Origin of the sequence: Roseomonas sp. AR75 (assembly GCF_005222815.1) — a bacterium.
Taxonomy (GTDB): domain Bacteria; phylum Pseudomonadota; class Alphaproteobacteria; order Acetobacterales; family Acetobacteraceae; genus Falsiroseomonas.
This window is the reverse complement of sequence record NZ_STGB01000006.1, coordinates 127,463-144,636: the sequence shown is the minus strand read 5'-3', so window position 1 is coordinate 144,636 and position 17,174 is coordinate 127,463. Positions and strand designations below refer to the sequence as shown.

The window sequence follows — 17,174 nt, the reverse complement described above, 5'->3', positions numbered from 1 at the left end:
CACCCCCGCAACGCATCGCCTGAAGGAGAAACCATGCTGCCCCTGCTCGAAGGCGTGCGGATCCTGTCGGTGGAGCAGTATGGCGCGGGACCCTTCGGCACCCAGTTCCTGGCCGACCTCGGCGCCGAGGTGATCAAGATCGAGAACCCGTCCGATGGCGGCGACATGGCGCGCAGCGTCGGCCCGCATTTCCTGCCGGAGATGCCGGAGACCGCGCGCAGCGTGTTCTTCCAGGGTCTGAACCGCGGCAAGCGCAGTGTCACGCTGGATCTCGGCAGGCCGGAAGGCCGCGCCGCCTTCGCGCGGCTGGCGGCGAAGGCGGATGCGGTCGCGACCAACCTGCGCGGCGACGTGCCGAAGGCGCTCGGCCTGGATCACGCCGCGCTGGCCGCGGCCAATCCGCGCATCGTCTGCGCGCATCTGTCGGGCTATGGCCGCGATGGGGAGCGCGCGAAGTGGCCCGGCTACGACTACCTGATGCAGGCCGAGGCCGGGATCTTCCACCTGACCGGCGACCCGGAGGGCGCGCCCTCCCGCATGGGTCTGTCGGTCATCGACCTGATGACCGGCGTGGTGCTGGGCCTGGCGCTGGTCTCCGGCGTGATGCGCGCGCGCGGCACGGGGCAGGGCATGGATGTGGATGTCAGCCTGTTCGACCTGGCGCTGTTCGACCTGAACTACATCGCGCACTGGTACCTGAATGCCGGCGCCGTCACTACCCGGCTGCCGCGCTCAGCGCATCCCTCGCTGGTGCCCTGCCAGGCCTATCGCACGCGCGACGGCTGGATCTACCTGATGTGCAACAAGGAGAAGTTCTGGCCCCTGCTCTGCGAGAAGATGGGCGTGCCGGAGCTCGGGCAGGATCCGCGCTACGCCCGCTTTCCCGACCGGCTGCGCGCGCGCCACGAGCTGACGGAGATGCTGGACGGCCTGCTTTCCCACCGCTCCACCGCCGAATGGCTCGCGATCTTCGGCGGCGCCATCCCTGCGGCGCCGATCCATGATGTCGCGCAGGCGCTCGAAAATCCCTTCGTGCATGCGCGCGGCATGGTCGAGACGCTGCGCAGCGCCGAGGGCGCGGAGGTGAAGGTGCTGGCCAATCCCGTGCGCAGCACCGTCGCCGCGCGCCCCTCCTCGCCCGCGCCCGCGCTGGGCGCCGATACCGATGCGGTGCTCGCGGAAGCCGGCTTCGACGCCGGCGAGATCGCCGCGCTGCGCGAAGCCGGCGTGGTGTGATGCCGGCGCGCTGGCAGGAGATCGCGCAGGCGCTGGCCGCGCGCATCCGCGCCGGCGATCCGCCCGTGGGCGCCCTGCTGCCCGGCGAGCATGCGCTCTGCGAGCGCTTCGGCGCCAGCCGCATCACGCTGCGCCACGCGCTGGCGGAGCTGGAACGGCGCGGCCTGGTCAGCCGCCGACGCGGCGCGGGCACGCGCGTCGAAGCGGCCGAGGCGCGCGATCTCTATGTCCACGACGCCAGCAGCGTGGACGAGGTGCTGCGCTTCACCGCCGACCTCGCCTTCGACCTGCTGTCGCGCGAACAGGCGCCGGCCGATGCGGACACCGCGCGGGAGTTCGGCATCGCCGCCGGCACGGCGATGATCACGCTGCGCGCGCTGCGCCGCGGGCCCGGTGGCCTGCCGGTGTGCCTTTCGGTCCATCGCCTGCCGCGCGCGCTCGGCATCGCGGCGGAACCGCTGCACGATTTCCGCGGCTCGCTCGCCACGCGCCTCGCCCGTGCCAATGCCGAGAACGTCGAGGCGATCCGCCAGAGCCTGGAAGCGGTGGCCCTGCCACCGGACGACGCCGCCACGCTGCAGGCACCGACCGGCGGCGCGGCGCTACTCACGCGGCGCGTCTATCTCGGCCGGTCCGGACGCCTGCTGCTGGCAAGCCGCAGCCTGTTTCCCGCCGGCCGCTACGTGCACACCGCTTCGCTGCGCCGCGCCGGCCTGCCTGACCTGGGAGATGCGACCTGATGCATGGCTTCTACTACGCCGTCGGCACGCAGCGCTGGCGCGAGCATTGGGGGCTGCCGCTCGAAGCCTTCGCGCCGGGCATGCGCTTCCGCCATCGTCCCGGCATCACCCTCTCGCAGCGCGACAACGTCGAGGAGGCGCTGGATACCTTCAACGCCGCGATGCTGCATTACGACGCGCATTACGCCGACCAGACCGCGTGGAAGCGGCCGCTGATGGTCTCCACCGCCACCGTGCAGCGGGTGGTCGGCATGGCGAACAAGACCTATGGCGACCGCGCGGCGATCCTCGGCTTCGACAGCATCGCGCTGTCCGCGCCGCTGTTCGGCGGCGACACGATCTATGCCGAGAGCGAGGTGCTGGCGGTGGACAGCGCCAGCGACGGCCCGACCGGCGCCGTGACCGTGGAGTTCCGCTGCGTGAAGCCGGACGGCACCGTGGTGGCCAAGCTGCGCGGCACGCTCGCCATCCATCGCCGCGGCGCCGCACCCGACGCGCCGCAGGGCAGCGCCGACGACGACCCGCGCTTCGCCGGGTACCGCCGGGAAGCCGACGGCGCGCTCACCGAGCAGGTCGGCATCTTCTTCGAGGATTTCCGGGAGGGCGACTGCTTCCTCCACGCGCCGCGCCGCAGCTTCCACGCGCATGAATGCGTGGAATACGGCCGCCGCGCCTTCGACACCGATCCGCGCACCCAGGACCTGGACTGGATCGCGCGCCACGGCGAAGGCCGCATGAAGGTGCCGGAGACCTTCGTCATCGGCGCCGCCGCCGCGCTCTCTACCCGCAGCTTCGGCCGCGTCGTCGCCAATCTCGGCTGGACGGAGATCCGCCTGCCCCACCCCGTGCATGTGGGCGACACCGTCGAGGCGGAATCGCGCGTGCTGGGCAAGCGCGATTCGAAGTCCCGCCCGCATGAGGGAATCCTCAGCGTGCAGACGGAAGCCCGCGACATGCAGGGCCGCTGCATCGTCTCCTACCGCCGCGACCTGCTGGTCTACCGCCGCGACGCACCGACGCCGTACGCCGCGGCGGGCTACTAGACGCGCCGGGGAGGGCGCTGCCCTCCCCGAACCCCTCCCTCTCCAACCCATGAACTCAAGGGTTCCAAGGGGCCACTGCCCCTTGGCAGGGAGGGTCCGGGAGGGACGGCGTCCCTCCCGGCGCCGTTCAGGGCCCGCGCGGCGCCGGCACGTCGGATGCGCCGAGCGGGCGGCCGGATTCGATGAGGATCGCGTTGTTCAGCGTGGTCGTCGCGATGGCGCCGAGGGCGTCGCGGGTGAAGAAGGCCTGGTGGCCGGTGACCAGCACGTTGGGGAAGGTCAGCAGGCGCGCCAGCAGGTCGTCGGTCAGGATCTCGTTCGACAGGTCCTCGAAGAAGACATCCGCTTCCTGTTCGTACACGTCGATGGCGAGGCCGCCGAGGCGTCCTGTCTTCAGCGCCTCGATCGCCGCCTCCGCGTCGATCAGCCCGCCCCGGCTGGTGTTCACCAGCACCAGGCCGGGCTTGGCCAGCGCCAGCGTCTCGGCGCGGATGATGTGGTGCGTCTCCGGCGTCAGCGGGCAGTGCAGGGTGATGATATCGGATTCGGCGGCGATGCTGCGCGGGTCGGTGTAGATCACGCCGAGCGCCTGGAGTTCGGGATCGGGATGGATATCGTAGGCCAGCACGCGGCAGCCGAAGCCCGCCGCCAGCGCCCGCGCGACAAGGACGCCGATCCGGCCGGTGCCGATCACGCCGGCGGTGCGGCCATGCAGGTCGAAGCCGAGCAGCCCCTCCAGCGCGAAATTGCCGTCGCGCGTGCGCTGGTAGGCGCGATGGATGCCGCGCACCAGGGACAGCAGCAGGCCGATGGTGAATTCTGCGACCGCATGCGGCGAATAGGCGGGCACCCGCGCCACGCGCAGCCCGAGCCGCTCCGCCTCCTTCAGGTCCACGTTGTTGAACCCGGCGCAGCGCAGCAGCACGAGCCGCGTGCCGCCGGCATGCAGAACCTGCAGCACGCGGGCCGAGACGTCGTCGTTCACGAAGACGCAGACTGCCTCCGCGCCGGCCGCCAGCGGTGCGGTTTCCGGCGCCAGGCGTGGCTCGAGGTAGAGGATGTCGTGCCCGGCATTCACCGCCTCGAAGGAGCGGCGGTCATAAGGTTTGGTGCTGAACATCGCGATGCGCATGGAAGGCTTCCTCATCCGAGCATCGGCTGGACGGCGATCTGCTCCAGCAGCGAAAGCGGGGCTGCGCGCCAGTTCCGATCGTCGCGCCGTCAGGCCGCCGCCGCAACCGGCCGCCGCTCCCGCAGGCCGAGCCAGGCCACCGCCAGCGCCGCCATCGCCAGTAGCGCCAGCGAGAACCAGTTCAGCGCGAACCAGCCCAGCCGCTCCTGCAGGAAGCCGGCGGTGAAGCTCATCATCGCCGTCGTGCCGAAGATCAGGAAGTCGTTCAGTGCCTGCACCTTGCCGCGCTCATTGGGCCGGTAGCAGGTGGTCACCAGCGTCGTCGCGCCGACGAACAGGAAGTTCCAGCCGACGCCGTTCAGCGTCAGCGCGATGCGGAAATTCCATTCGGTGAGCCCGCCAAGCCCGGCGGCGACACCGGCCAGCAGCAGCACCACGCCCACCGCCATGATGCGCGTGGTGCCGTAGCGGGTGATCAGGTTGCCGGTGAACAGCGCCGGCACGAACATGCCCAGCACATGCATCAGGATCACCGTATGCGCCTCGGTATGCGGCATGCCGCAACCGACGATGGCCAGCGGCGAGGCGCCCATCAGGAACACCATCACGCCATAGCCGACCATCGCCGCGACCACCGCCGCGACGAAACGCGGCTGCCGCGCGATCTCCGCCAGCGGGCGCGGCGGCGCCGTGCCGGAATCCGGCACGCCCGATGTCGCGATCCGCGATTCGGGGAAGCGGATGAAGGACATCACCGTGAAGATGACGGCATGGATCAGGAAGATCGCCGCATAGGTGCCGATATAGACGGGGATCCACTGGTCATGCGTCCAGCGCACCAGGCTCGGCCCCACGAAGGCCGCGACGATGCCGCCCGCCGTCACCCAGGAGATCGCCTTGGCGCGGTGCGAGAGCGGCACCAGCTCCACCGCCGCGAAGCGGTACTGGTGCAGGCAGGCCACCGCATAGCCGAGCAGGAAGCCGCCTGCGCACATCACCAGGAAGCTGCCGTGATACAGGCCGGTGCCGATCGTCGCCGCCCCGGCCATCCCGAACAGCGATCCCACGCGGAAGCCGAAGCGGCGCCCCATCCGCTGCATCAGCAGCGCCGCCGGGAACACCCACAGCATCACGCCGAGATGCTGCATCGTCACCGGCAGCGTCGCGAGGTCGCGGTTCGCGTAGAAAGTCACCACCGACAACGCGGTGGCCGAGAGCATCATCGTGTTGCAGGCCTGGCCGAGCGCCTGGCAGATGGCCAGGAGAAGAAGATTCGCCCGCATGCGCGAATCCAGGGCCATCTTGTTCTGCGAGGGCGGCATCGGGTGGAACGCTATCGCTCGATGCGCCCGTGCCTCAATGCCGCCGGCCGGAGGGGCAGCCATGCGCCCCGGGCGGCCCGCGAGCGGCAGGATCGGGATAGCGAAACCCTCGGTCGAGGCTTGGAGCGACGCGCGCCCTGCGTCTAGCCTGCGATGAGACCGGGCATCGAGCCCGGCGGAAGGAGAGACAAGCCCATGACCCGTTGGCTGCCAGCCGCGGCCCTGGCACTGGCCTGCAGCGGAGGCGCGGCGCTCGCGCAGACGCCGGCCAGCGAGGCGCTCAGCACCGCCACCCTCGCCCAACTCTGCGGCGCCGCCCCGGCGACCTCGGAGGCGCCGGCAACGGCCTTCTGCCGCGGCTTCATCATCGGCGCCGGCCAGCATCACGCGGTGGTCTCGCGCGTCGCAGGCACGCGGCCGGCCTTCTGCATGCCCAGTCCGGGCCCGACCCAGCAGGAATTCCAGACCGCCTTCGCCGCATGGGCGCGCGCCAACCCGCAATACGGGCAGGACGCCGCCGTGGATGGGCTGGTCCGCTTCGCCGCCGCCACCTGGCCCTGCCCGCCGGCGCCGGCCACGTCCACCCGCGCCCGCCGCTGAGAGGAAGCCGGACCATGCGACGCATCATGATCCTGCCCGTGATCGGGCTTCTCGGTCTCTCGGCCTGCTCGGGCGGCAATCTGCAGCCCATCACCATCACCCCGCAGGAGGAGCGCCTGGCCATCGGCACCGCCGCCGGCGCGCTGGGCGGCCTGGCCATCGGCTCGCTCTCGGCCAGTGCGGGCGTGGGCGCGCTGATCGGCGCCGGTGTCGGCCTGGCCGGTGGCGCGCTCTACAACCACCACCTGGAGCAGCAGCGGAACACCTACCTGCAGGGCTACAACGCCGCCCGGTCCGGCCAGGCCCCGGCGCCACCGCCGCAATAGCCGCGAGGAGGCTGGCCGCGGGCGCGCGGCCAGCCGAGGCGGCGCTGATGGCCTACCCGATCGTGCTGATGCGCCTCAGGCAACGGCCGTATTTCCGGCAGGGCTGAGGCGCCTTCAGCCGATCTCCGGCGAGGCGAATTCCGGCACCAGGCGCGACAGTTCCGCCAGCGCGGCCTCGCCGTCGCCGGCGGTGGCGGAGGCCGCGATGCGGTCGATCGCCGCGGCCATCTCGGCGGCATCCGTGGTGCGCGGCACCGCCACCAGCAGGCCCGGAAACTGCGTCGCGCGCGGCGGCTCCTGGCCGTGGAACAGCTCCTCGAACAGCTTCTCGCCGGGGCGCAGCCCGGTGAAGCGGATCTCCACGTCCTGCTCGGGCCGCAGCCCCGCCAGCCGGATCATCCGCCGTGCGAGGTCCACGATCTTCACCGGCTCGCCCATGTCCAGCACGAAGATGCCGCCATCGCGCAGTTCCCGGGGCGCATCGGCGGGATCTGTGGCGCCCACCACCGCGGCCTGCAGCACCAGCCCCACCGCCTCCCGCACCGTCATGAAGTAGCGGCTCATGTCGGGGTGGGTGACGGTCAGCGGCCCGCCGCGCTCGAGCTGCCGGCGGAACAGCGGCACCACCGACCCCGTCGAGCCCAGCACGTTGCCGAAGCGCACGGTGACCACGCGCATCCCGCCATTCCCGCGCGCCTCGCGGTCGCGCGCCTGGCAGTACATCTCCGCCAGTCGCTTGCTGGCCCCCATCACGCTGGTCGGGTTCACCGCCTTGTCGGTGGAGATGAACACCATCAGCCCACAGCCGGCGTCCCGGGCCGCATCGGCCACCACGCGGGTGCCCAGCGCGTTGGTCAGCAGCCCCTCCAGCGGGTCGTTCTCGACCATCGGCACGTGCTTCAGCGCGGCGGCGTGGAACACCAGCTCCGGCCGGATCTCCGCGCAGAGCCGGCGGATGCGATCCTCGTCGCGCACATCCGCCAGCACCGCGCGGCGCGGCACTTCCGGATGGCGCTCCCGCAATTCCAGGTCGATCTCGTAGAGCACGTATTCGCCGTGATCGAGCAGCGTCAGGCTGGAAGGCCCGAGCGCCGCCACCTGCCGCGCCAACTCCCCGCCGATGGTGCCGCCCGCGCCCGTGACCAGCACGCGCCGCCCCTGGATCAGCCGCGCCATGCCCTCGCGGTCGAGCGGCACCTGCGGGCGGTCCAGCAGGTCCTCGATCTCGATGGGGCGGAGCGCGACGGGCGCCTCGGGCTCCGCCCGCTCGCCGGGGCGGCGGGCGGCGGGGCGCAGAGCGGTGAGATTCGGCAGGCGCTTCACCGGCACGCCATGCCGGTCGCACGCATCCAGCAGGTGCTGCAGCTCCGTCCCCTGGAGCTGCGTGGTCGCGATGGCGACGACCGCAGGCAGCCGCGCCTCGTCGCGCAGCATGTCCAGGATGGCGGGCGCGTCCTCCGCGGTGCCCAGCACCTCCACCCCCTGGATCCGCCGCCCCATCTGCCGCGAGCGCAGCGAGAGGATGCCCATCACGCGATAGGCGGCGCCGCGTTCCTGCGACAGGGCGCGGATGTAGAGGTCGGTGCCATCGCCGGCGCCGACCAGCAGCACGCTCTGCACCGGCGATCCGTTCAGCGGCCCGATGCGCCCCGCATGGCGCAGCCGCGCCACGACGCGCGGCGCGCCGAGCAGCGCGCCCAGCAGCAGCGCATGGATCGCGGGAAAGGCGAGGTTCGGCGGCCGCCAGGCGCCGGTGGCATGCAGCAGCCCCCAGAACAGCGCCGCCCCCAGCGCCGCCGACCCGGCGATCACCAGCAGGTCCGGCAGCGAGGCGAAGCGCCAGTACTGCCGCGGCAGGCCGATGGGCCAGCCCGCCAGCAGCAGGCAGGCGGCGCCGCCAGGCAGGCCGAGCAGCCACCAGGTGGCCGGCGGCCAGGCGCCCGGCGCGGCCAGCCACAGCGCCCCCGGCACCGCGAGCGCGGCCAGCGCCGCGTCGAGGCCCAGATTCGTCAGGATTCGGTCGCGAGCCGTGGCAGCCATGGCCCGGTCCCCATAGACCCGGCGGGGCGTGGCCGGAAGGCAGGGCGCGTGCCATAAGCCGCGCCGCAACACCGGGAGACCCTTTGATGGCCGATGGCAGGCTGGTGATCGGGACGAAGCGCTACTCCTCCTGGAGCCTGCGCGGCTGGCTGATGGTCCAGATGGCGGGCCTCGACGTGGAGGAGGTGGTGGTGCCGCTGGCCGGTGGCGGCGGGACCGAGGCGATCAAGGCGATCTCGCCCAACGGGCTGGTGCCCTATCTGGAACATCTCGGCGCGCGGCTCTGGGAAAGCAGCGCCATCGCCGAATACTGCGCCGAGCATGTGCCGAGCCTGTGGCCGACCGACCGTATCGCCCGCGCCCATGCCCGCAGCATCGCCGCCGAGATGCATGCCGGCTTCCGCGCGCTGCGCATGGCCATGCCGATGAACCTCGGCCGCAGCTTCCCCGGCAGGGGCCGCAATCCCGAATGCCTGGCCGACATCGCCCGCATCGAGGCGCTGTGGGCGGAGGCGCTGGCCGCGCATACGGGCCCCTTCCTGTTCGGCCGCGCCTTCACGCTGGCGGATGCGATGTATGCGCCGGTGGTGACTCGGTTCCTCACCTGGCAGCCGGAGCTTTCGGCCGTGACGCAGGCCTATTGCCAGGCCGTGCGCGCGCATCCGCTGGTCGATCGCTGGTACCGCGAGGCAGCGGCGGAGCCGCGCGAGTGGCTGCTCGACAAATACGAGAGCCCGGCGTGAGCGGTGTGGGGCAGTATGCCCCCGTCATTCCCTCTCCCCCCTTTGGGTGGAGAGGGCAGGACGGTTCGTGAGAGGGGGAGGCCCAAGCCATGACCGGCATCGCACTCGCCCTTGACCATGTCGGCCTCTGCACCGCCGATCCCGCGCCCCTTTGGGCCGCGTGGGAGCGGCTCGGCTTCGCGCTCTCGCCCGTCGCGCAGCAATCCGGCCGCCGCACCCCGGACAGCGAGGTCGAGCCCTTCGGCACGGTCAACCGCTGCGCCTTCCTGCGCCACGGCTATGTCGAGCTACTGGGCATCGCCGACCCGACACTCTTCGCCAATGGGGTGGATCGCTTCATCGCCCGCTACGCCGGCGCCCACATCCTGGCGCTGGCCATGGACGACGCCGAGGGCAACCTGGCGCGGCTGCGCGCAGGTGGCCTCGCCATCCCCGGCATCGCTTGGCTGCAGCGCCCGGTCGAGCCTGGCGGGCCAATCGCGCGCTTCGCGCGCCTGCCCTTCCCCGACGCGCCGGAAGGCCGCGTGCAGCTCGTGCAGCACCTGACGCCGGAACTCGTCTGGGATGCGCGCTGGATGGGCCATCGCAACGGCGCGTTGTCGCTGGAAAGCGTGATCGTCGCCAGCGCCGAGCCCGCCGAGACCATGGCCCGCCTCGCCCGCCTGGCGGGCGTGCCGGCCGAGCCCGACCCGCTCGCCGGCTTCCGCCTGCGCCTGCCCGGCGCGGCACGCGCGGCAGGGCCGGGCAGCCCGGCGATGGAAACCCGCATCCGCGTGCTGCCGGCCGAGGCGCTGGACCGCGCCCTGCCGGGCGTGACGGCGCCGGCGCTGCCCTTCATCGCGGGCGTGGTGATCCGCACAAGCGACGCCGGCGCCTCGGCGCGCGCGCTGCTCGCCGGCCTGCCGCTGCGCGACGCGCCGGAGGGCCTCATGGTGCCGCCCGAGCAGGCCGGCGGGGCGGCCGTCGTCTTCGCATGACGAGCGCGGCCGCGATCCGCCGCTCCCTGCGCACCTACTACGCGCCGGGCCGCGCCGTGGCGCTGGACATCTTCCACGCGCGCTTCCTGGGGCCCGGGGAGCTGGGCTTCGACGTGGGCGCGCATGTCGGCGACCGGACAGCCAGCTTCCGGCGGGTGGGCGCCCGGGCCGTCGCCGTCGAACCGCAGCCGCGCCTCGTACGCCTGCTGCGCCTGTTCTTCGGTCGCGATCCCGGCGTCGTCCGCATCGCGGCGCTGGTCGGCGCCGAGCCCGGCGAGGCGGTGCTGCGCATCAACACTGCGAACCCCACCGTCGCCACCGCCTCGGCGGAGTTCGTCGCCGCGGCGGAGGGCGCGGCGGGCTGGGAAGGCCAGGTCTGGGATGCGGCACTGCCCCTGCCCGTGACGACGCTCGACGCGCTCGCCGCGGCGCATGGCCGCCCGGACTTCGTGAAGATCGACGTGGAAGGCTACGAGGCCGTCGCGCTGTCCGGCCTCACGGTCGCGCCGCGCAGCCTGTCCTTCGAGTTCACCACCATCCAGCGCGCCGTCGCCGCGACATGCCTCCATCGGCTGCATTTGCTGGGCTATCGCGCCTTCAACGCCTGCCTGGGCGAGGAGATGGTATTCGCGCATGACGCGCCGCTGGACGCCGTCGCGATGGCCGCCTGGATCGCCGCACTGCCGCATGAGGCGAATTCGGGCGACATCTATGCCAGCCTGGAGCCGGCGCGGCTGATCCGCTGATGCAGCTTTCCGCTCTTCTCGCCCACCTCGCCTTCGCGGCCGGGCTGGCCGTGCTCTCCGCCATCGCCGTACGGCTGATGATCGCCTTCCCCATCCTCGACCAGCCCAACGCGCGCAGCGCGCATACCCAGCCGACGCCGCGCGGCGGCGGCGTGGGTGTGGTGCTGGCCTTCGTGGCGGGGATGCTGGTGCTATATCTCACCGCGAATTTCGCGCGTATCGCGGAGCGCCCCTTCCTCGGCGTCATCGCGGCCGCGCTGGCCATCGCGGGCGTCGCGCTGGCGGACGACATGCGCAGCCTCTCGGCCCGCTTCCGGCTGCTGGCGCAATGCGCGGCCGCGCTGGTGGCAGTGGCGATGGGGCTGGTGGTGACGCAACTCGCCATGCCCTGGGGCGGCATCCTGCAGCTCGGATGGCTCGCGCCGGTGGTGACGCTGGTCTGGATCGTCAGCTGCACCAATGCGGTGAACTTCATGGACGGGCTGGACGGGCTGGTCGGCGGCACGCTGCTGATCGTCTCCGCCGCGCTCTGCGCCATCGCCGCCTGGCAGGGCGGCTGGTTCGTCTATGCCGCCGCGCTGTTCCTGGCCGCGGGCTTCGCCGGCTTCCTGCCCTTCAACCTGCATCCCGCGCGCATCTTCATGGGCGATGTCGGCAGCCAGTTCGCCGGCTTCATGATGGCGGTGCTGGGCATCGCGGCGGCGCGCTTCGACCAGCAGCAGCTCTCCTTCGTCATCGTGCCGCTGCTGATGTTCGGCCTGCTGTTCGACGCCGGCTTCACGCTGGCCCGCCGCGCGCTGATGGGCGCGCGCCTGACCGAGGGGCACCGCACCCATCTGTACCAGCTCGCGCAGCGCTCCGGCATGGGCGTGCGCGCAGTGGCGGCGATGCATTGGGGCTTCGCCGCCTTCAACGCGCTGATGGTCGTCGCCTTCCTGACGATCCCCTCGCCATACAAGGCGGTGGCGGGACTGCCGGCGCTCGCGCTGCAAATCGCCTGGCTGGCCTATGTCATGCGGCTGATGCAGCGCGCCGGAATCGGCTGGCGCTGATCCGCCTCACACGTCGAGGTTCGCCACCTTCAGCGCATTCTCCACGATGAAGTCGCGGCGCGGTTCCACCACGTCGCCCATCAGCGTGGAGAAGACCTGCTCGGCATCCTCGATGTCCTCCACGCGCACACGCAGCAGCGTGCGGTTCGCGGGATCGAGCGTGGTCTTCCAGAGCTGATCGGGATTCATCTCACCCAGGCCCTTGAAGCGCTGGATGGTCAGGCCGCGGCGCCCCTGGGCGATGATGCGGTCCCACACCATCAGCGGGCCGTGCTGCATGCTCTCCGAGGAATCGAAGCCCAGCACCGCCGGCCCGGCGGCGTAGTCGCGGCCGAAGGCCTCGCGCCGCTCGTCCAGCCAGCGCGCCTCCGCGCTCTTGAGCGCGGCGGTGTCGAGCACATGGCGCTCCGCCACGCTGCGCACCACGCGGCCGAGAGACAGGCTCGATCCATCCGCCGTGGCCTTCCAGCCCCGCTCGCTCTCGGGCGCCAGCGCATCCAGCCGCTGCTGCAGCACCGCGGCGGCATTCGGCGCGCGCTCGGCATCCAGCGTCAGCGCGCCGGCGACGGCGGCCTGCTCCACGATCTCGGCCGGAACCTGCGTCGCCAGGCGGCGGATGCGCGCCTGCACCTGGCGCAGCCGGTCCACCTCCTCGCGCAGTTCGTCGCCGCGCAGCTCCCGCCCATCGGCGAAGCGCAGATGCGCATTCGCCAGCGCCTTCTCCAGCAGGAAGTCCTCCAGCGCGCGGTCGTCCTTAAGGTAGCGCTCGTCATTGCCGCGCTTCGCCCGGTACAGCGGCGGCTGCGCGATGAACAGGTGCCCGCGGCTGATCAGCTCATGCATCTGGCGGAAGAAGAAGGTCAGCAGCAGCGTGCGGATATGGCTGCCGTCCACATCGGCGTCGGTCATGATGACGATGCGGTGGTAGCGCAGCTTCGCGGGATCGAAGCCGCCCTTGTCGGAAGGCCCCGGCCCGATGCCGGTGCCGAGCGCCGTGATCAGCGTGCCGACTTCCGCGCTGGACAGCATCTTGTCCATCCGCGCGCGTTCCACGTTCAGAATCTTGCCCTTGAGCGGCAGGATCGCCTGGAAGCGCCGGTCGCGCCCCTGCTTCGCGGAGCCGCCGGCGCTGTCGCCCTCGACGATGAAGAGCTCGGACTTGGCCGGGTCCTTCTCCTGGCAGTCGGCGAGCTTGCCGGGCAGCGTGCTGATATCCAGCGCGTTCTTCCGCCCGACCTTCTCGCGCGCCAACTGCGCCGCCTTGCGCGCAGCGGCGGCGAGCACGACCTGCTCCAGGACCTGCTTGGCTTCCTTCGGATGCGTCTCGAACCAATGGCCGAGCGCGTCCGCCACCGCCATCTGCACGACCGGCTGCACCTCGGAACTGACCAGCTTGTCCTTGGTCTGGGACGAGAATTTCGGGTCCGGCACCTTCACGCTGAGGACCGCGGTCAGCCCCTCGCGCATGTCCTCGCCGGAAAGCTCCACCTTCTCCTTCTTCGCGAGGTCGTCGGCGTATTTCGCCACCACGCGGGTCAGCGCCTGGCGGAAGCCGGCCTGGTGCGTGCCGCCGTCGCGCTGCGGGATGTTGTTGGTGAAGCACAGCGCCACCTCATGCGGGCTGTCGTTCCACCACATCGCGAGTTCCACGCGGATGCCGATGTCGGTGTCCTTGCTGACCAGCGAGATCGGCGGCTTGAAGATCGGCTGCTTGCTGCGATCGAGCCATTCGACGAAGGCCACCAGCCCGCCGTCGAAGCGGAACTTCGCTTCCTGCGCGGGCACGTGCCGGTCGTCGCGCAGCTCTATCGCCAGGCCGCTGTTCAGGAAGGCCAGCTCGCGCAGGCGGCGTTCCAGCACCGCGAACTCGTATTCGGTCTTCGTGAAGGTCTTGTCGGAAGGCTTGAACGTCACCTCCGTGCCGTTGGCGTGCTCCGACGGCCCGATGATCTTCAGCGGCTGCACCGTCTCGCCATGCTCGAAGCGAATGAAATGCTCCGTGCCGTCGCGCCAGATGCGGACTTCCATCCACTCCGACAGCGCGTTCACTACCGCCGCGCCCACGCCATGCAGGCCGCCCGAGACCTTGTAGGAGTTCTGGTTGAATTTTCCTCCCGCATGCAGCCGCGTCAGCACCACTTCGGCCGCGGAGACGCCTTCCTCCGGGTGGATGTCCACGGGAATGCCGCGGCCATCGTCCACCACGGTGACGCTGCCGTCGCCGTTCAGCGTGACTTCGCAGCGCGTGGCGAAGCCGGCCTGCGCCTCGTCCACCGCGTTGTCGATGATCTCGAAGGCCATGTGGTGCAGGCCGGAGCCGTCATCGGTGTCGCCGATATACATGCCCGGCCGCTTGCGCACGGCTTCGAGCCCCCGCAGCACGGTGATGGAGGCGCTGTCATAGGCGTCCGGACCCTCATTTGCGGGGGTCGGCGGATTGGCGCGCGCGGCGGCGTCGGACATGCCGGCGATGGCTCCTCGGGTGATGCGGCTGATCCCGCTGAATATAGGGATTCAGGCGGGATTCGGCACGGGGAATTCCGGCAGGGCAACAAGTCCGGAGGGGGTGGCGCGGAAGCCTTCCGCGAACCCTTTCAGGGACGCGAAGATATCGGGCTCGGTGCCCGTCAGGAAGACCTGCGCCGGCAGTTCGGCAAGCGCCGCGTACAGCGCCTCCCGCCGCGCCTGGTCCAGATGCGCCGCCACCTCGTCCAGCAGCAGCAGCGGGGCAAAGCCGCGGGCCGCGCCGATCAGCGCGGCATGCGCCAGCACCACCGAGACCAGCAGCGCCTTCTGCTCCCCGGTCGAACAGAGTTCCGCGGGCATGTCCTTGGGCAGGTGGACCAGGCCGAGATCGGCGCGATGCGCGCCTACCGCGGCGCCGCCCGCGGCGGCATCGCGGGCACGATTGGCGGCCAGATCCTCGCGCACGCGATCCTCCACCGCCAGCGCCGGCGCCTGGTCCAGCGCGGCCGCGATGGGGTCCAGCAGGTCGAGTCGCGCCGCGGGAAAGGCGCCGGTCGCGGTGCCGGCTTCCAGCACTGCATTCAACCGCATGGCGAGCGCCCGGCGCGCCGCGGCGGCGGCGACCGCGTGCCGCGCCATCGCATCCTCGAGCGCCGCCAGCCAGCGCGCATCGCGCCGCCCCTCCGCCAACAGGCGGTTGCGGCCCGACATGGCGGTCTCATGCGCCGCGACCTCCCGCGCATGGTGCGGCTCCAGCGCCCACACCAGACGGTCGAGGAAGCGGCGGCGGCCGCTCGCACCCTCCTGGAACAACCGGTCCATCTGCGGCGTCAACCACACCGCCGCGGCGCGGTCCGCCAACTCGGCGCCGGAGCGCAGCGGCTCATCGTCCAGCCGCCACTTGCGCCGCGCATCCGCGCCCTCCTCGCCCACCGTGCCGGTGGCGATGTCGCAGGCGCCGAGCGGCCCCTCGAAGCGGCCCCAGGCAGCCCAGGCGCGGCTTTCCGCGCCCGAGCGACGGCCGATCTCCGCCGCCCGCGCGCCGCGCAGCCCGCGGCCGGGGCCGAGCAGGCTGATCGCCTCCAGCAGGTTGGTCTTGCCCACGCCGTTCTCGCCGGCGATCGCGACGACACGGCCCGCGAAGCGCGCCTCGAAGGCAGGGTAGGAGCGGAAATCGGTAAGCCGCAGGCGCGTAAGGCGCAGCGGCGGGGGCGGGGGGCTCAGGGCAGCGCTTCCAGCCCGATCACGCGCGTACCGGCATCGGCAATCGTCAGCAGACGGCGATCGGCGGTTACCAGCGGCAGGCCCTCCCGCTCCGCGAGTTCGAGATACAGGCAGTCATAGGCGGGATGACCGAGCGCCATCGCGCGCCGCAGCGCCCCAGGCATGAGGGCCGCGGAACCCGCGATCTCGAACGGCAGGCGCAGCAGCGCCGCACAGGCCATCTCGGCCTGCACGGGGCCGAAGATGCCACGGCGCACCGCCTTCCAGAGGATGTTGGCGCATTCCGGCCAGAGCAGGTCCGGTGCAAGAAGACGCCAGCCGCGCAGGCGCTGCGCGTGCTCCGATCCCGGCTCCGTCACCACCAGCTTGATCGCGACGGACGCATCCAGGACGCAGGCACTCATCGTTCGTCGCGGGACTCGCGCAGCAACTCCTCGGCCGTCGCAGCGCCGGCCGGGCGTTCGACCGTCATCGCGCGGGACAGGGCTGCCAGGCGCTCGAACTCCTCCCAGCGGTCATCCAGCGATGGGGCGCTGAGAGCCGTGCGGATCACGTCCCGCAACTCCGCTTCCATCGAACGGCCATTGGCCGCCGCGCGGGCCTTCAGCCGCGCGATCGTCTCCTCATCGACATTGCGTACCAGAAGCTGGGGCATCCGCTCCGTTCCGCCCTTGCTATCAACGATAGCATATTAGGCGAACGAAGCCGGAACTTCAAGCCAGGGCGGCCAGCGCCCGCGCCTGCGGGGTCGCCGCGATCTCCAGGATCAGCTTGCGCCGTATCGCGCGATGGAAGCCCTCGAAACCGCGTGTCGGCACCAGGAAGGCGCCGGCGCCGCCGATCACCAGCCGCCGGTAATGCTCCTCGAGCTGCGTCTCGCCCGGCCGGCCCGCCGCCGCCAGGCGATCGCCTTCCTGCACGATGGGCAGGCCGTTGATGGTGATGCCCTCGGCGATCGCCGCGTCGCGTTCCTCCTCCGGCGAGGCGCCCTGGTTGTTCTCGCCATCGCCGGAGATGTCGATCACGCGGCGCATCGCCTGGAAGGGCGCCTTCGCCATCTGCTCCCGCGCCGCCGCGATCGCGCCGGAGATCGAGGTCCAGCCGCCGCCCCGGCGGGGCTCGGTCTCGATCACGCGGGCGATGTCGTCCGCATCCGCCTCGCTGGCCAGCCGGGTCCAGGGCACCAGCACCTGCTGGTCGTTCAGCCCGGACCATTCGATGTAGAGCACGCCGATGGCGCCGCAGAAGCCGGAGCCGACGGCGGTGTGTACATCGGCATTGCGCAGCGCCGCCGCATAGCCCTGGCGCTGCAGCCGCAGCTCATCCGGCCGCATCGATTGCGAGACATCCGCCGCCAGCACGAGGAGGAGGTCCACCTCCCCTTCCGCGCCTTGGGCGCGCGCAAGCATGGGGGTGGCCAGCAGGAAGCAGCCTGCGGTGAGCAGAGTCCTTCGTCGCATCGGTCACGATCTCCAAGCGAGTCCGGTCCCTGTCGGGGACCAGAACCGCCGGAAGCCTCCGCGGTTC

General features: G+C 71.5%; 17 protein-coding genes. 9 read left to right on the top strand and 8 right to left on the bottom strand.

Annotated features, from left to right (window positions below):
- Positions 1–33: 33 nt before the first annotated feature.
- The 3 genes from E4T13_RS25280 to E4T13_RS25270 are packed head-to-tail and all read left to right on the top strand — an operon-like array spanning position 34 to position 3,019.
- Positions 34–1,236, top strand: coding sequence for a CaiB/BaiF CoA-transferase family protein (locus E4T13_RS25280; RefSeq protein ID WP_137181136.1), 1,203 nt, complete (start codon positions 34–36; stop codon positions 1,234–1,236).
- Entirely contained in the window at positions 1,236–1,976 is a 741-nt protein-coding gene (locus tag E4T13_RS25275; RefSeq protein WP_137181135.1) for a GntR family transcriptional regulator, read from the top strand. Before E4T13_RS25280 ends, E4T13_RS25275 begins: the two co-directional genes overlap by 1 nt.
- Positions 1,976–3,019, top strand: a complete 1,044-nt coding sequence (locus E4T13_RS25270) for a MaoC family dehydratase (protein WP_137181134.1) — start codon at positions 1,976–1,978, stop codon at positions 3,017–3,019. Before E4T13_RS25275 ends, E4T13_RS25270 begins: the two co-directional genes overlap by 1 nt.
- Before the next feature lie 127 nt (positions 3,020–3,146).
- On the opposite strand, the gene E4T13_RS25265 is transcribed toward E4T13_RS25270, so the two are convergent.
- Positions 3,147–4,151 (bottom strand): 2-hydroxyacid dehydrogenase, encoded by a 1,005-nt coding sequence (locus tag E4T13_RS25265; RefSeq protein ID WP_137181133.1) that lies wholly within the window; start codon positions 4,149–4,151, stop codon positions 3,147–3,149.
- Positions 4,152–4,240: 89 nt separating this feature from the next.
- Complete coding sequence (locus E4T13_RS25260) at positions 4,241–5,452, bottom strand: MFS transporter (protein ID WP_170985245.1); 1,212 nt, start codon at positions 5,450–5,452, stop codon at positions 4,241–4,243.
- Positions 5,453–5,668: 216 nt separating this feature from the next.
- Here E4T13_RS25260 and E4T13_RS25255 point away from each other — a divergent pair, with 216 nt between their 5' ends.
- Together E4T13_RS25255 and E4T13_RS25250 are read left to right on the top strand one after the other, a co-directional pair.
- Positions 5,669–6,073 carry a Rap1a/Tai family immunity protein gene (locus E4T13_RS25255; protein ID WP_137181131.1) on the top strand — a complete coding sequence of 135 codons (405 nt, stop codon included), beginning with the start codon at positions 5,669–5,671 and terminating at the stop codon, positions 6,071–6,073.
- Between the two features lie 14 nt (positions 6,074–6,087).
- A complete protein-coding gene (locus E4T13_RS25250) occupies positions 6,088–6,399 on the top strand; it encodes a glycine zipper domain-containing protein (RefSeq protein WP_206030306.1) in 312 nt (103 codons plus the stop codon).
- Between the two features lie 114 nt (positions 6,400–6,513).
- On the opposite strand, the gene E4T13_RS25245 is transcribed toward E4T13_RS25250, so the two are convergent.
- Entirely contained in the window at positions 6,514–8,439 is a 1,926-nt protein-coding gene (locus tag E4T13_RS25245; protein WP_137181130.1) for a nucleoside-diphosphate sugar epimerase/dehydratase, read from the bottom strand.
- Positions 8,440–8,525: 86 nt separating this feature from the next.
- On the opposite strand from E4T13_RS25245, the gene E4T13_RS25240 reads away from it, so the two are divergent.
- From E4T13_RS25240 to E4T13_RS25225, 4 genes are all read left to right on the top strand, one after another.
- A complete protein-coding gene (locus E4T13_RS25240) occupies positions 8,526–9,182 on the top strand; it encodes a glutathione S-transferase family protein (protein ID WP_137181129.1) in 657 nt (218 codons plus the stop codon).
- A gap of 89 nt (positions 9,183–9,271) precedes the next feature.
- On the top strand, positions 9,272–10,159 hold the full coding sequence (locus E4T13_RS25235; protein WP_137181128.1) for a VOC family protein: 888 nt from the start codon (positions 9,272–9,274) through the stop codon (positions 10,157–10,159).
- A complete protein-coding gene (locus E4T13_RS25230) occupies positions 10,156–10,905 on the top strand; it encodes an FkbM family methyltransferase (protein WP_137181127.1) in 750 nt (249 codons plus the stop codon). Before E4T13_RS25235 ends, E4T13_RS25230 begins: the two co-directional genes overlap by 4 nt.
- Positions 10,905–11,957 carry a glycosyltransferase family 4 protein gene (locus E4T13_RS25225; protein ID WP_137181126.1) on the top strand — a complete coding sequence of 351 codons (1,053 nt, stop codon included), beginning with the start codon at positions 10,905–10,907 and terminating at the stop codon, positions 11,955–11,957. The genes E4T13_RS25230 and E4T13_RS25225 overlap by 1 nt, the downstream gene beginning before the upstream one ends.
- Positions 11,958–11,963: 6 nt before the next feature.
- Here E4T13_RS25225 and gyrB read toward each other — a convergent pair whose 3' ends face one another.
- From gyrB to E4T13_RS25200, 5 genes are read right to left on the bottom strand one after another with little or no spacing between them, the layout of a single operon-like run.
- Entirely contained in the window at positions 11,964–14,420 is a 2,457-nt protein-coding gene (gene gyrB / locus E4T13_RS25220) for a DNA topoisomerase (ATP-hydrolyzing) subunit B (protein WP_137181125.1), read from the bottom strand.
- A gap of 51 nt (positions 14,421–14,471) precedes the next feature.
- Positions 14,472–15,611, bottom strand: coding sequence for a DNA replication/repair protein RecF (gene recF, locus E4T13_RS25215; RefSeq protein WP_408906403.1), 1,140 nt, complete (start codon positions 15,609–15,611; stop codon positions 14,472–14,474).
- A gap of 32 nt (positions 15,612–15,643) precedes the next feature.
- Positions 15,644–16,051, bottom strand: coding sequence for a type II toxin-antitoxin system VapC family toxin (locus tag E4T13_RS25210; protein WP_137181123.1), 408 nt, complete (start codon positions 16,049–16,051; stop codon positions 15,644–15,646).
- Positions 16,048–16,302 (bottom strand): FitA-like ribbon-helix-helix domain-containing protein, encoded by a 255-nt coding sequence (locus tag E4T13_RS25205; protein ID WP_137181122.1) that lies wholly within the window; start codon positions 16,300–16,302, stop codon positions 16,048–16,050. Before E4T13_RS25205 ends, E4T13_RS25210 begins: the two co-directional genes overlap by 4 nt.
- A 58-nt stretch (positions 16,303–16,360) precedes the next feature.
- A complete protein-coding gene (locus E4T13_RS25200) occupies positions 16,361–17,107 on the bottom strand; it encodes a DUF1194 domain-containing protein (RefSeq protein WP_137181121.1) in 747 nt (248 codons plus the stop codon).
- Between the last annotated feature and the right edge of the window lie 67 nt (positions 17,108–17,174).